The sequence below is a fragment of the Aminipila terrae genome (assembly GCF_010120715.1).
GTDB lineage: Bacteria > Bacillota > Clostridia > Peptostreptococcales > Anaerovoracaceae > Aminipila > Aminipila terrae.
In genome coordinates this window covers 1,227,369-1,240,888 of sequence record NZ_CP047591.1, presented here as the reverse complement: position 1 = coordinate 1,240,888, position 13,520 = coordinate 1,227,369, and the positions used below count along the sequence as shown (strand labels likewise).

13 protein-coding genes are annotated in these 13,520 nt (G+C 39.2%); 9 read left to right on the top strand and 4 right to left on the bottom strand.

What is annotated here, in order from left to right; all coding sequences use genetic code 11:
• Window positions 1-51: 51 nt before the first annotated feature.
• The 3 genes from Ami3637_RS05950 to Ami3637_RS05940 all read right to left on the bottom strand — a co-directional run bounded on the left by Ami3637_RS05950 (window position 52) and on the right by Ami3637_RS05940 (window position 2,695).
• Window positions 52-687, bottom strand: coding sequence for a hypothetical protein (locus Ami3637_RS05950; RefSeq protein WP_162361766.1), 636 nt, complete (start codon window positions 685-687; stop codon window positions 52-54).
• A 31-nt stretch (window positions 688-718) separates the two neighbouring features.
• Window positions 719-1,393: a flagellar brake protein gene (locus Ami3637_RS05945; protein WP_162361765.1), complete on the bottom strand. Its 675-nt coding sequence runs from the start codon at window positions 1,391-1,393 to the stop codon at window positions 719-721.
• A 390-nt stretch (window positions 1,394-1,783) separates the two neighbouring features.
• Window positions 1,784-2,695 (bottom strand): D-2-hydroxyacid dehydrogenase, encoded by a 912-nt coding sequence (locus Ami3637_RS05940; RefSeq protein ID WP_162361764.1) that lies wholly within the window; start codon window positions 2,693-2,695, stop codon window positions 1,784-1,786.
• A 158-nt stretch (window positions 2,696-2,853) separates the two neighbouring features.
• On the opposite strand from Ami3637_RS05940, the gene Ami3637_RS05935 reads away from it, so the two are divergent.
• From Ami3637_RS05935 to Ami3637_RS05915, 5 genes are read left to right on the top strand one after another with little or no spacing between them, the layout of a single operon-like run.
• The gene (locus Ami3637_RS05935) at window positions 2,854-3,399 is read left to right on the top strand and encodes a DUF6506 family protein (RefSeq protein WP_162361763.1); all 546 of its coding nucleotides are present in this window, start codon (window positions 2,854-2,856) and stop codon (window positions 3,397-3,399) included.
• Between the two features lie 44 nt (window positions 3,400-3,443).
• On the top strand, window positions 3,444-3,962 hold the full coding sequence (locus Ami3637_RS05930; protein ID WP_162361762.1) for a manganese efflux pump MntP: 519 nt from the start codon (window positions 3,444-3,446) through the stop codon (window positions 3,960-3,962).
• Between the two features lie 60 nt (window positions 3,963-4,022).
• A complete protein-coding gene (gene rph, locus Ami3637_RS05925; protein ID WP_162361761.1) occupies window positions 4,023-4,742 on the top strand; it encodes a ribonuclease PH in 720 nt (239 codons plus the stop codon).
• A gap of 28 nt (window positions 4,743-4,770) precedes the next feature.
• Window positions 4,771-5,388 (top strand): XTP/dITP diphosphatase, encoded by a 618-nt coding sequence (locus tag Ami3637_RS05920; RefSeq protein WP_162361760.1) that lies wholly within the window; start codon window positions 4,771-4,773, stop codon window positions 5,386-5,388.
• The gene (locus tag Ami3637_RS05915) at window positions 5,385-6,224 is read left to right on the top strand and encodes a YihY/virulence factor BrkB family protein (protein ID WP_162361759.1); all 840 of its coding nucleotides are present in this window, start codon (window positions 5,385-5,387) and stop codon (window positions 6,222-6,224) included. The genes Ami3637_RS05920 and Ami3637_RS05915 overlap by 4 nt, the downstream gene beginning before the upstream one ends.
• Before the next feature lie 89 nt (window positions 6,225-6,313).
• On the opposite strand, the gene Ami3637_RS05910 is transcribed toward Ami3637_RS05915, so the two are convergent.
• Window positions 6,314-7,477 (bottom strand): 3-phosphoglycerate dehydrogenase family protein, encoded by a 1,164-nt coding sequence (locus Ami3637_RS05910; RefSeq protein ID WP_162361758.1) that lies wholly within the window; start codon window positions 7,475-7,477, stop codon window positions 6,314-6,316.
• 186 nt (window positions 7,478-7,663) lie between these two features.
• Between Ami3637_RS05910 and serC the strand changes: the two genes are divergently transcribed.
• From serC to uvrC, 4 genes are all read left to right on the top strand, one after another.
• Entirely contained in the window at window positions 7,664-8,761 is a 1,098-nt protein-coding gene (gene serC / locus Ami3637_RS05905; protein ID WP_162361757.1) for a 3-phosphoserine/phosphohydroxythreonine transaminase, read from the top strand.
• A 163-nt stretch (window positions 8,762-8,924) separates the two neighbouring features.
• Complete coding sequence (locus tag Ami3637_RS05900) at window positions 8,925-10,196, top strand: cofactor-independent phosphoglycerate mutase (protein WP_162361756.1); 1,272 nt, start codon at window positions 8,925-8,927, stop codon at window positions 10,194-10,196.
• On the top strand, window positions 10,186-11,625 hold the full coding sequence (locus Ami3637_RS05895; RefSeq protein WP_162361755.1) for a D-alanyl-D-alanine carboxypeptidase family protein: 1,440 nt from the start codon (window positions 10,186-10,188) through the stop codon (window positions 11,623-11,625). The genes Ami3637_RS05900 and Ami3637_RS05895 overlap by 11 nt, the downstream gene beginning before the upstream one ends.
• A 2-nt stretch (window positions 11,626-11,627) precedes the next feature.
• The gene (uvrC, locus tag Ami3637_RS05890) at window positions 11,628-13,511 is read left to right on the top strand and encodes an excinuclease ABC subunit UvrC (RefSeq protein WP_162361754.1); all 1,884 of its coding nucleotides are present in this window, start codon (window positions 11,628-11,630) and stop codon (window positions 13,509-13,511) included.
• The last annotated feature ends 9 nt before the right edge of the window (window positions 13,512-13,520 follow it).

Genomic DNA, 13,520 nt, shown 5'->3' with positions numbered 1-13,520 from the left:
TTAAAAATAACTCCAAGGATTCGTACCTGGAGTTATAAAGACAATCAAGATTTAATTTGTTATTGCAGATTGTGTAACAGTAGTATTTAATGCAGAGCCAGAACTGTTCAGGCCAGAACCAGTAGTTCCATCGGCTGAGCCGCCAAAGCTGCTGTCGAATGTGCCCTCTTTCAAAGCCAGCATTCCATCCGTGTTCTCATAGGTGATAGAAGCCGTTCCATTAAAATTAGGAACAAGCCACATCAGGCATAACTCTGCAACGTTGCCCAGTTTGGTATCTGCAGCACTGGCGATGTTGTCTGAATAGGTCTGTATAGTCTCCTGGCTGTCTGAAGGGCTATGCTTCCTGCTCCAGGTAACGACGGCATAGACCTTGTAAGTATTGGGGTCTGATGCATTTTTAGTGTCCATAACAGTCAAAGATTCTATTTTAACACCATCCGTAGCATTGATAAGACGTTTCATGGTGTTTTCAACATTTTTTTCTGCAGAACTGGTCTTTGACAAATCAGTGCCTGAAGAGGTGTCACCTTCCGTGGCAGTTTGGGCAGCACTATCTGCTTTGCCAGCAGAGTCTCCAGACTTGGACAAACTGTCATTGGCTGTGGTTTTATCATTACTCTTTCCGCAGGAACTCATACTTAAAAGCAATGTACATATTAAAATTAATAATAAAGTCTTTTTCATAATAACTTCTCCAAAATCGAGACAAAAGGTTTTAAACTGTAGAATCATTAAACATAATTAATTCACGCTGCTGGGCAAATACCAGCTTGATTAAATTTTCTACTGTTTTCTGATTTACATCAATCCATTTTACACGATATTTGTAATCCCAGTCTGCCCGGGTGTCAGAAAAATCTATTCTGTCCAGCACTTCACAGGTAAATTCAAACTCCGTATGACGAAAAGTAAACTGCATGAGCAGGTTAGAACGAAGCAGAAGCTGGTCGTTACACATAAAAGAACATCCTCCCCCGCTAAGATCCAGCATTCTGCCTTGTTTCTTTGAACTAAAATCAATATCCCAGTCTTCTTGTATAGGATAAAATACAAAATCAAGGCTTACAGATTGTCTGAAAAATTCTCTTCTCTGAGTAACCTGAGGGCCAGAGACAGCCTGAAACTTGCAGGCTGGCAGATTGTCAACTTTCTCCATACCTAAGTAACGGATGACCCAGAGGACAATGCCTTCTTTATTTTTAAAGTAAAGCTCATAAGGCTGGTCCTTGAAAAATATAACAGGTCTGCCTGTTCCAGAAGATGGAATCATGGTAAAAAAGGTATTATCTAAACCGATATCCTGTATTTTTGTCTTGTAATAATGCTTATTCAGTTCTTTATCTGTGATGCATATTTCCACGCTGTCTAATATATTTAAACTTGAAATCATTTTCTTCTCCTTAAGATTAATAACAAATAGCCTTATTAATAATTCTTAACTAGATTATTTTATAATATCTAAATAATGAAGTAAAGCACTTTCGCCAAAATTCGTTGAAATTCGTGGTTGTTTTACCATATCTTGCTAATATTGACTGTTGATATGGAATGCCGAAAAGAATATAATAGTATTAAGGACCTGACCTTTCTTTGATAGAGACAGATATGGGCTGTTTTCGACAGAATATCCTGTTATTTATTTAGCATGGAACTTGTAAAGACTGACGGAGGATGCTATCTGAAAGGGGGCCCGATGGAATGTATAAATCATGGAATAAAACAGGGCAGGATGGTTCTATCATCCTGCCCTGAAGTTTAAGTAAATTAAAAATGAAATAAATTACAAGTCTACCCGGTTGCGTGTCCCACCTGACAAAAATGACTCTAGATTTGAGATGCAGCCATCAATAATGATCTGGCGCATTTCTTCAGGTGACCAGCTTAAATGAGGGGTAATAAAACAGTTTGGCAGGGCAATAAGCGGATTCTTTGGGTCTGCAGGCTCTTTGGAGAGTACATCCATACCGGCAGCAGTTAATTTTCCGGATATAAGAGCTTCTGAAACATCGACTTCGTTTAAAAGCACTCCTCTGGCAGTATTAATTAAAATAGCGCCATCTTTCATCTTGCTTATAAATTCCCTGTTAATAAAACCTGTATTACTTTCTGTTGCAGGACAGTGAAGGGACAGTATATCGGATTTTATAGTTAATTCTTTATTTTTACTGTACACGTTAACTGTCATTCCAAAGGCAGCAGCTATTTCTGCTACTTTCTTACCAATATTGCCATATCCAATGATTCCAAGACTTTTTCCTTTTAAAAGGATAATAGGTGATTTCCAATAGGCAAAGTCCTCTGAGGCTGACCATTCACCATCTTTGACCGACTGGTTGTGCAAGGCCACCTGGCTGCAGATTTCCAGAATAAGTGCAAAGGTATGCTGAGCAACAGCATCCGAGGAATAAGCCGGAATATTACAAACGGCAATTCCGAGTTCACGGCACACGGATAAGTCCACATTATTATAGCCGGTTGCCATGACTCCTATGAATTTTAAATTGGGGCATTTATTCAGAACTTCCTTATGAAGTGATATTTTACTGATAAAGATTGCTTCCGCATCACCAATTCTTTCGATTACCAATTTTTCGGGGGTCCTTGGATATACGGTTAATTCTCCCAATTCACAAAGTCCATCCCAGGAAAGGCCGGGGTCAATGGTAGCCCCATCAAGTATAACTATTTTCATATTCATCACACTCCTTTGCCAAAAACAGTTATTTTATCAATATATTCATTGTAATATATGTTCCATCTACTGGATAGGCTTATATTACATTATTATTCTTTGAAGGTCTACCAATTTATGCTATAATATTCTGATTAAGTACAATTTGGAGGTAAAAAATGCTAAAGTATGCATTTATATCAGAAATTAAAGGAGTAAATCCTGAAAACTATTATGCCATTTATGAAAATAAAAAATGTTTTCATCTGATAACAGGGTCACCTGATATGAACACCACTGAAGAACTTGTGAAAAGATTAATCTCAGAAGGATATACCATGATGGAATTTTGCGGGGCATTTAATCAGGAAAAGCTGGATAAACTCAGTATGGCTGCGGGTGGGAAGGCAACCATGTCCTATGTCAGATATTTTCCTGAGGAGCTGGATAAAATGAATAAAATATCCTCTTTGAAAGAATATGGATTAATTATAGAAGGTGCTGATAATTTAACGGAAGTCTGCATAAAATCAGATAGCTGCAATATCTATGCATACTTTATTAAAGATATGGAGATGGCTATAGAAGCCGCTCATAAACTAGTTGAAAAAGGTGTCTGCTTTATGGAATTGTGCGGATGGTTTAAAGAAGACAGGACTCGTGAAATAATTAAAGCAATAGATGGTTCAGTTCCAGTGGGCTCGGTAGGAATCCAGAAGGATTGACTCAAATATAAATAATAAAATCAAAAAGGAAAATAATAGAAGATATGACATTAACAGAAATAATACTTATAGGTGCAGGGCTGGCTATGGATGCTGTGGCAGTATCCATGACTAACGGAATGGTATACAGGAACTTAAAGCCTAAAGATTATATAGCAATGCCCTTGTTGTTTGGAGGGTTTCAGGCCCTTATGCCCCTGATCGGAAATTTTGCAGGAAGTTTATTTACCGGTTTTATTTCAAAGTATGCAGGTATTGTAATACTTTTAATACTTGGATTTATTGGGGGTAAAATGATAAAAGAAGGCTTTGAACACAGAAATCAGCCCAAACAGGCCTGTGGCATTAAAAAGCTCAGTTTCGGTGTACTTGCTTTTCAGGCTATCGCTACTAGTATAGATGCTTTTGCAGTTGGAGTGGGGTTCAGTGCTATACAGGTGAACATTATTCAGGCTGTCACAATCATAGCAATAGTCACGGTAATTCTAACAATAATGGCTATTTATATAGGACGAAAGTTTGGAGACATACTAGGCTGTCAGGCAGAAATATTAGGTGGGTAATATTGGTAATCATAGGAATTAAGGCCGTTATTACAGCGTAAAAAAGAGAGAAGGATTAAAATGAGAATAGACAGTAGAAAAAATAATGAAATTAGAGAACTAAAAATAACCAATAATTATTTGATGAGTGCAGAAGGTTCTGTGCTTATTGAGATGGGAAATACAAAAGTAATATGTACCGCTTCTGTTGAAGAATCCACGGCCAAACATCTGAAAGGGACCGGACAGGGGTGGATTACTGCAGAATACGGAATGCTTCCCCGTTCTACGGCAACCAGAAAAACCAGGGATGCCAGCCGTGGGAAGATTGATGGAAGAAGTATGGAAATCCAGCGACTAATTGGAAGGTCCCTTCGTTCGGTAGTAGATATGAAGAAGCTGGGAGAAAGAACCATCTGGATTGATTGTGATGTAATTCAGGCAGACGGCGGCACCAGAACGGCCAGTATAACGGGAGCCTTTGTGGCAATGATAGAAGCCATGAAATGGATGAAAGAGCAGGGGATGATTAACGAGATTCCTGTAACAGGATTTGTTTCAGCCATCAGCGTTGGTATTGTTGAAGAGGAAAGCATGCTGGATTTATGCTACCAGGAAGATTCAAGGGCTCAAGTGGACATGAATGTTGTTATGACTGATAAAGGAGAGTACATTGAAGTCCAGGGGACCGGGGAAGAATCCCCATTTACAGCAGCAGACTTAACGGAACTTTTAGCATTGGCAGCAGAAGGATGCCGCCAGCTTAATCAGGCACAGAAAGCCATAACGGGTGATATTTAAAAAAGAAGCAGAGAGGGAGGAAAAATAAATGACAATGATTGTAGTTGCAGCTTCTCAGAATCAGCACAAGATTGATGAAATGGAAGCTATTACACAAAAATATGGAATGACAATAGTGGGAAGAGATGAATTTGGGTTACCCAAAATTAAGATAAGTGAAGATGGAGATACCTTTGAGGCTAATTCTTTAAAAAAGGCCAGAGAAATCTGTATGATGTGCAATCAGATTACTATTGCTGATGATTCAGGATTAGTAGTTGATGCACTGGATGGAGCTCCCGGGGTGTATTCTTCAAGATTTGCTGGAGAAGAGGGAAATGACCAAAAGAACAACGAAAAGCTTCTGGAACTTTTAAAAGATGTTCCTATGGAAAAGAGGACAGCCAGGTTCGTTTCTGTTATAACAATGATTTATCCCAATGGGAAAAAAATTGTTGCAAGAGGAGAATGCGAAGGGCATATAATGTTTCAGGAGTCTGGAGATAATGGATTTGGATATGATCCATTGTTCAGGCCTTTAGGATTCGAAGTGAGTTTTGGAGAAATTCCGGCAGAAGAAAAAAATAAAATCAGCCATCGGGCGAAAGCACTGGCTGAATTACAGAAACAATTAGAACTGCTCCATTATGTAAAAGGTGGAATATGAATAAAAAACGGCTTCTACAAATGATCACGCTGGGGTTGAAGCAGATTCGTGATCCATATTATCATGGCTTTGCTGCACAACTGGCATTTTATTTTCTGATGTCCATTGTTCCTACATTAATAGTTCTTTCTCAGTTACTCGGACTATTTTCTGTTTCATTGGGGGCATTGAGCGATTTAATTCAGAAGTATGTTGCTAAAGATGCAGCTGACGTAGTACTTAAATTAATCTCAAGCCAGTCCACAAAAGGTATGAATACGATCTTTATTGTTATCACCCTGTGGGCAGCATCTCGTGCGGAATTTGCGCTTATGAGGATAGCCAACTATACCCTGACAGGGGGACGAAGCACTGGAAATGGGTACTGGCGTGAAAGAATCCGGGCCATTAAGACCATGGCAATTACCATGTTTACACTGGCTTTTGGGTTGATTATACTCGTTTACGGCGAATTGATCATAGAACTAGTAGCAGCCACCCTGATGAGTACCATTGGGATAAATTACCAAGTAAATATGTTCTGGCTTGTACTCAGGTGGCCGGTAACAATGGTTCTTTATTTCCTGATGGTCAGTTACAGTTATTATATCCTGCCTTCCCAGAAACTCAGATTCAGCCAGATTATGCCTGGAAGCATCTTCGCGTCCGTGGGAATGTTAGTGGTTACTTCGGGATATAAAATCTATACAGAATATATTTCAAATTATGATATCTTGTATGGTTCCATGGCGGCAATTGTGGCCGTAATGATGTGGTTCTATTTCCTGGCCTGGGCACTTGTTTTAGGTATACTTTGCAATAAAGTATGGGCAGATACAAAGCACATAAGTAAATAGATAAAAAGAAAACCCCCAAATAATGAAGTTTATCTGCATTCAACGGACTACCTCATTATCTGGGGGTTTTAAAGTATGTATGTGGTTAATTATCTTGTGATAATTCTGATTTTAATAATTCCAGGAACATTAAGCTTGGAAGCCACTTCTGATTCATTAACTGTACCGTCAATATCAAGAAGTGTGCACGCATAGTCGCCTTTACTCTTATTTAATAGGTTGTTAATGTTTAAATTTAAATCTGAAACCGCACTGGTAATAGCACTTAACATTGCCGGAATGTTTTTATTTAACACGCAGATTCTGGTACCATTTACAGGACCTAAGCTGCAGGCGGGATAATTTACAGAATTTGTAATATTGCCGTTTTCGATATAATCCATCAATTCTTCTGTGGCCATAACAGCACAGTTATCTTCGGCTTCTTCAGTAGAAGCTCCCAGATGAGGAATGCAGATAACTCCGTTTTTACCAACTAACTTGTTGTTAGGGAAATCTGTAATATATTTCTGCACTTTACCGTCAACAAGAGCAATAAGCATATCGTCGTCATTTACCAGTTTATCTCTTGAGAAGTTAAGGAAAATGATACCGTCCTTCATAAGGGCGATTGTTTCTTTATTAATCATACCCTTTGTCTTATCCATTGAAGGAACGTGAATAGAAACATAATCGCACTTTGGCAGTAATTCTTCCAAAGAATGAACTACTGGAATAGTATTGGAAAGATTGTGGGCTGCACGCAGTGTCATGTAAGGGTCGTTACCAATAACCTTCATGCCAAGTTTTTCTGCTGCGTTAGCAACGGAAACACCAATAGCACCAAGACCGATAACACCTAAAGTCTTTCCTTTTATTTCTCTTCCGGCAAACTGGCTTTTGCCTTTTTCTACAGCTTTCGCTGCATCATCATTTCCAACCAGACCATAAGACCAGGTGATAGCATCTGGGATATTTCTTGCGCCAAGGAATATTCCGGCTAATACCAGTTCCTTTACAGCATTGGCATTTGCACCAGGAGTGTTAAAAACAACAATGCCTTCTTCAGCACATTTCTCAACTGGTATGTTGTTTACCCCTGCACCGGCTCTTGCAATGGCCAGCAGATTTTTTGAGAACTCCATTGAAAGCATATCCTGGCTTCTTACAAGAACACCATTTGCTGAATCCATGTCTTCAGTTATTTTATATTGGTCTGTAAGACGGCCAAGGCCTACAGGAGATATTTTATTTAGCGTTGCGATATTATACATTTTTGTCACCTCATAACAAATTTTAATAAAAATTTTGTGATAAACACATGAAAAAATTGTCTTGCTGCACATTATACCACTTTACTAGCCACGAGTAAAGTGCTATAATCATATTTAATTTACATTTAGAAAATCTAAAATATTGTTAATAACAACAATAAATCATATGAAAGAGGTGAATTTTTAATGAACAAAAACAACGGCAGAGTCTATAACTTTTCAGCTGGACCATCTATGCTGCCTTTAGAAGTGATGGAAAATGTTGCAGAACAGCTAACGAATTATATGGGGTGCGGACAGTCCGTAATGGAAATGAGTCATCGATCAAAGGAATTTGAGGCAATTATTGAAGATGCTGAAAAGAACCTGAGAAACCTTATGGACATTCCCGAAAACTACAAAGTATTATTCCTTCAGGGTGGAGGAACATTACAATTTTCAATGGTTCCAATCAATCTGTTGAAGAAGTCAAAAAAGGCAGATTACATCGTAACTGGTACATGGGCAAAGAAAGCAGCAGCAGAAGCTAAGAAATTTGGAGATATTAAAATAGTAGCATCTTCAGAAGACACTACTTTCTCTTACATTCCAAAGGTAAAGAAGGAAGATTTCAGAGCAGATGCTGATTATATACATATTACATTTAACAATACTATTTATGGAACGCACTTTGGGTATATACCTGAGACAGGAGATATTCCACTTGTAGCTGATATGTCATCCTGCATACTATCTGAAAAAATCGATGTAACAAAATTCGGTTTAATCTACGCAGGCGCACAGAAGAACATTGCACCTGCAGGAGTAACTATTGTTATCATCAGAGAAGACCTGATTGGATTTGCACCTGCAGAAACTCCTACTTATTTAGATTATAAGGTTCACGCAGAAAATGGTTCCATGTACAATACGCCTCCATGCTTTACTATTTATGTGGCAGGAGAGGTATTTAAACATATTCTAAAGAATGGTGGAATTGATCCACTGAATAAGCTGGATGTTGAAAAGGCAGGAAGGCTTTATAAATTCATTGATGAAAGTAAACTTTACAATTGCCCAGTTCAGGAAGACAGCCGTTCACTTATGAATGTGGTATTTATAACTGGAGACGCTGACCTGGATAAGAAGTTTATAGCAGAAGCTAAAGCAGCAGGTCTTGTAAATCTGGGAGGACATCGTTCAATCGGAGGCATGAGAGCAAGTATCTACAACGCTATGCCGATGGAAGGCGTTGACGCTTTGATTGCTTTTATGAAAAAGTTTGAAGAAGAAAATGCGAAATAAAAAATTAATATACTTATATATAAGAAATTTAATATAATGGATATATAAAAAGCAGAAATGTGTTAAGATGAAAAGTGATAAAATGAAATATTTTTATCACTTTTCGTATTTTATTATGGAGATAGAGAATTTTTAGTGAATAAGGTAAAATGAGGAAGTATTAATGAAGTATTTTATAATAGTTCCCGATGGAGCGGGGGACGAAAAGATTGAGGAATTGGGTGGTAAAACCCCTCTGGAAGTGGCACAGATGCCTGTGATAGATGGACTTGCAGAAATAGGTGAAGTGGGAATGGTTCAGACCATACCAGAAGGCGTGGCGCCAGGCAGTGATGCTGCCAATCTGTCTGTCATGGGATATGATCCCAGTGTTTATCTGACCGGAAGGTCTCCACTGGAAGCGGCCAGCATTGGCATTGATATGTCAGATACAGATGTGGCTTTCAGAACTAATATTATTACTCTGGTTGATTCTGAAACAGGGAAACCAGCAGACAAAACCACAAGTACTGCATATGAGGATTTGATTATAACGGATCACAGTTCCGGGGATATTACAACAGAAGAGGCTGATGTACTGATTAAAGCAATCCATGAAAAGTTGGGAAATGAAAAGATCCAGTTTTACACAGGGGTAAGTTATCGCCACTGCATGATTGTGAAAGAAGGATCTACAGACTATCAGTTAACTCCTCCTCATGATGTACTTGGAAAAAGAGTTGGAGATTATCTGCCAGAGGGTGAAGGAACCATAAAGGGAGCTGAAGCCCAGAAAGCAGAATTCATTACAGACTTAATGAAGAGCAGCTATGAAGTTCTGAGAAATCATCCGGTCAATCAGGCCAGGATTGCCAAAGGATTAAATCCTGCCAATACTGCATGGATCTGGGGACAGGGGAAGAAACCTAGCCTTTCTTCTTTTTATGATAAATATAAAATAACAGGTACAGCCATTTCTGCTGTAGATTTAATTAAAGGAATAGCCCTTTGTGCCGGATTGGATTCTGTTGATGTAGATGGAGCAACTGGAACCATACACACCAATTACGATGGTAAAGCACAGGCAGCAATAGAGGAATTTAAAAAAGGTAAAGATTTTGTCTATATGCATCTTGAAGGACCGGACGAATGTTCCCATCAGGGAGATCAGCCGGGAAAAATCAAGTGTATGGAACTGATTGATGAAAAAGTTGCAGGACCTGTTATAGATTACTTAAAGAAGTCGGGAGAAGACTTTCGGGTTCTGGTAGTTCCTGATCACAGAACTCCTCTTTGTATCAGAACACATTCATCAACACCAGTACCTTTTGTGATTTATGACAGTTCAAAAGAACAGAAATCAGACAAGACCAGAGCTTTTAATGAAACTTCAGGTAAAATGGGAAAAAGCTTTGGCAGTGGATATGAGTTAGCAGATTATTTTTTTGAGAGATAAAATTAGATTTGGGGAAACAATGAAGAAAACTATTACAATAATGATTGTGCTATTTTCCTTGATTGCAAACCTGGGTGCAAATACTTCAACTGTTTTTGCGGAGACTGACAAGGCAGGAGACACGAAAGCACATGCAATTACAGAAGTACCGTCTATTGTGGCAGAAACAGGGGTTTTAATTGATGCAAAGACTGGCACGGTTTTGTACAATAAGGGAATGGATTTACAAAGGGAGCCTGCAAGTACTACAAAGATAATTACAGGACTTTTGGCAATAGAAAGATTACCGCTGGACAAAGTGGTTACAATTGATGCCAAGACACCTTTCACTGAGGGAAGCAGGATTTACCTTATGGAAGGAGAAAAAATAACAGTAAAAGATTTACTTTATGCACTTTTTCTGGAATCTGCCAATGATGCGGCAGTAGCGTTAGCTGTAGAAATGGCAGGGAATGTGGACGATTTTGCTGTTATGATGAATGAAAAAGCCAAAGAACTGGGAGCAAAAAATACAACTTTCCGTAATCCAAATGGATTACATCTTGATGGACATGTGACTACAGCTTATGACCTTGCTATGATTGCAAAGGGTGCTATGGAAAATCCTACTTTCAGAAAATATGTAAGCACCTATAAGCACACCATTCAGCCAACCAATAAGCAGGAAGAGCCAAGATACTTATACAATACGAACCGATTGCTTTATGATAATAAAACAAAAGTATCGGTAAACGGAGTGCTTCGTGCTGCAAAATATGATGGAGCCATTGGTATAAAAACCGGGTATACAGGTCAGGCAGGGGGTTGCCTTGTGGCAGGGGCATCCAGAAATGGAACAGAACTGATTTCAGTTGTGATGAAATCTACAGATTCTGGAAGGTTTGGGGATTCTATTGCTCTGCTGGACTGGGGGTTTGAAAACTATCATTCTGTAAAAATGGTAGCCAAAGGAACCGAAATGGGAAGCATAAAGGTAGCTCATGGTGAAGAAAGGCAGGTTGCCCTGGTTGCAGAAAAAGATGGATATGTTACTCTTCCTGTTGGGGAGAATAGTAAACACATTAAAAAGGTAGTGAAAGCTGCAGAGAAAGTTAATGCTCCGGTTAAGGCAGGACAGGAGTCTGGAAGTGTTGACTTTTTCCAGAATGGAGTCCTTGTGGGTGCTGTGAACATTGTTGCTGTAAAAAATGTTGCAAAAGGCGGCATTTTTTCCGGATTGGGAGCTTCTGTTAAAGAAAATTCAAAGCTTTTTGTGGGAGCAGGTGTTTTAGTGGGAGCTTTGGTCTCCATTGCAGGAGCCTTGCTTTACATAAGACATAGAAGCATAAAACGCAGAAAACAAAGAAGAGAACTACGTGCAATGAGAATTGCCATGGACAGAGAACGAGATAAAATTTTTTATAATAAAGATAAATATATAAACAGGTAGATATGTTTGATATTAAAGAGAATCTGAAAAAACTCCCGGATAGCCCGGGAGTTTATATTCATAAGGATAAACTGGGGCAGGTTATTTATGTGGGGAAAGCTGTTTCTTTACGAAACCGGGTGCGCCAGTATTTTCAGTCGCCTAAAAACATGCAGGCAAAAGTCCGGGCTATGGTGAGTCATATTGAGGAATTTGAGTATATTACTACAAATACTGAAATGGAAGCTCTGATTCTGGAATGTACACTGATAAAGAGGTACATGCCTAAGTATAACGTATTACTCCGTGACGACAAGACTTATCCTTATATAAAACTGACTATGAATGAGCCATACCCCAGACTGGTTAAAACTAGAAGGGTTGAAAAGGATGACTGTAAATATTTCGGCCCCTACAGTGATGCAGGGGCAGTAAATCAGATGATTGATTTGCTGAATAATATATTTGCTCTGAAGCGGTGTGCCACAAAGAAATTTCCCGAGATTATAAAACCCTGCCTGAATTATCATATCCAACAGTGCAGGGGTATATGTACTGGAAAGGTAAGCAGAGAATCTTATATGCAGGATATAGGCCAGATTACAGAGTTTTTAAATGGTAAAACCAAACCTTTGACGGACATGCTGACAGAGAAAATGCAGGAAGAATCCGAAATGCTTAACTTTGAAAGAGCTGCAGAATTGAGAGACTACATTGCAGCGGCCAGAACTATTTCTGAAAAGCAGCATGTGGTAATGCTTGGAATAAAGGACCTGGATATCGCTCTGGCCATTTCCAGCAGCCAGAAGTCCTATGTGGTGCTGTTTTTTGTAAGAAATGGGAAGTTAACCGGCCGTGAAAATTTTGCCATGGAAGGGACCCAGGAGAAAAATGAGCTGGTCAGTGAATTTATAAAGCAGTACTATAGTGAGAATCCCAATATTCCGTATGAAATTCTTGTGGAACAGCCTTTGGAAGAAACGGAGCTGATTGAAAGCTTCCTGGGAGAGATGGCAGGCAGACAGGTAAAAATCACCGTACCTAAAAGAGGAGATAAACGGGATCTGCTTCAACTGGCACAAAAAGATTCCATTGAGATGTTAAAGACTATTGATGAACGGGAAAACAATAACAAGGCACGGCGGGCCGCCTTATCAAAAGAGATTGGGGACCTGATTGAGCAGATTATGGGTGACATCCCGACAAGGCATAAAGATCAGCATGATTCCCAATCGAATCAAACCAGGGATTATAGGGTAGAAGCCTACGATATTTCCAATACCAATGGTGTGGACTCTGTGGGCGCAATGGTTGTATTTGAAGGATTAAAACCCAACAAAAAAGAGTACAGGCGATTTAGAATCCGAACCATAGAAGGACCAAATGACTATGGCAGTATGCAGGAAGTCCTATACAGAAGATTTAAAAGGGCAATGGACGGTGATCCAGCTTTTAATACTCTGCCTCATATACTTTTTATTGATGGGGGCAAAGGGCAGGTATCGGCTGTACAGCAGATTCTGAGCGCTATGAAGCTTTCCGTGGCAGTCGTTGGCATGGCCAAGGATGATAAACACCGGACCAGAGCATTGATTTATAAGCCATTTGGGCAGGAAGAATATACAGAACTTCTTCTGAAGGAGCATCCGCTGCTCTTTAAATATACCGGAGCTGTACAGGAAGAAGTCCACCGGTTTGCCATCGATTACCACAGAGGGCTTCGGGGAAAACGGATTCAGGGATCTGCTCTCGATGAAATTGATGGTGTGGGACCTCAAAGACGTAATTCACTTTTAAGCTATTTTGGAAGTCTGGATAAAATTAAAAATGCTACTGTTGAAGAATTGTGTATGGCACCGGGAATCACAGAACAGGTGGCTAAAAATATCAAAGAATATTTTGATTGATAAAGGCAA

Bases quoted from the DNA above. Each gene is read 5' to 3' on its own strand.
- Ami3637_RS05950 (WP_162361766.1), bottom strand. From the start codon at position 687: ATGAAAAAGACTTTATTATTAATTTTAATATGTACATTGCTTTTAAGT.
- Ami3637_RS05945 (WP_162361765.1), bottom strand. From the start codon at position 1,393: ATGATTTCAAGTTTAAATATATTAGACAGCGTGGAAATATGCATCACA.
- Ami3637_RS05940 (WP_162361764.1), bottom strand. From the start codon at position 2,695: ATGAAAATAGTTATACTTGATGGGGCTACCATTGACCCCGGCCTTTCC.
- Ami3637_RS05935 (WP_162361763.1), top strand. From the start codon at position 2,854: ATGCTAAAGTATGCATTTATATCAGAAATTAAAGGAGTAAATCCTGAA.
- Ami3637_RS05930 (WP_162361762.1), top strand. From the start codon at position 3,444: ATGACATTAACAGAAATAATACTTATAGGTGCAGGGCTGGCTATGGAT.
- rph (WP_162361761.1), top strand. From the start codon at position 4,023: ATGAGAATAGACAGTAGAAAAAATAATGAAATTAGAGAACTAAAAATA.
- Ami3637_RS05920 (WP_162361760.1), top strand. From the start codon at position 4,771: ATGACAATGATTGTAGTTGCAGCTTCTCAGAATCAGCACAAGATTGAT.
- Ami3637_RS05915 (WP_162361759.1), top strand. From the start codon at position 5,385: ATGAATAAAAAACGGCTTCTACAAATGATCACGCTGGGGTTGAAGCAG.
- Ami3637_RS05910 (WP_162361758.1), bottom strand. From the start codon at position 7,477: ATGTATAATATCGCAACGCTAAATAAAATATCTCCTGTAGGCCTTGGC.
- serC (WP_162361757.1), top strand. From the start codon at position 7,664: ATGAACAAAAACAACGGCAGAGTCTATAACTTTTCAGCTGGACCATCT.
- Ami3637_RS05900 (WP_162361756.1), top strand. From the start codon at position 8,925: ATGAAGTATTTTATAATAGTTCCCGATGGAGCGGGGGACGAAAAGATT.
- uvrC (WP_162361754.1), top strand. From the start codon at position 11,628: ATGTTTGATATTAAAGAGAATCTGAAAAAACTCCCGGATAGCCCGGGA.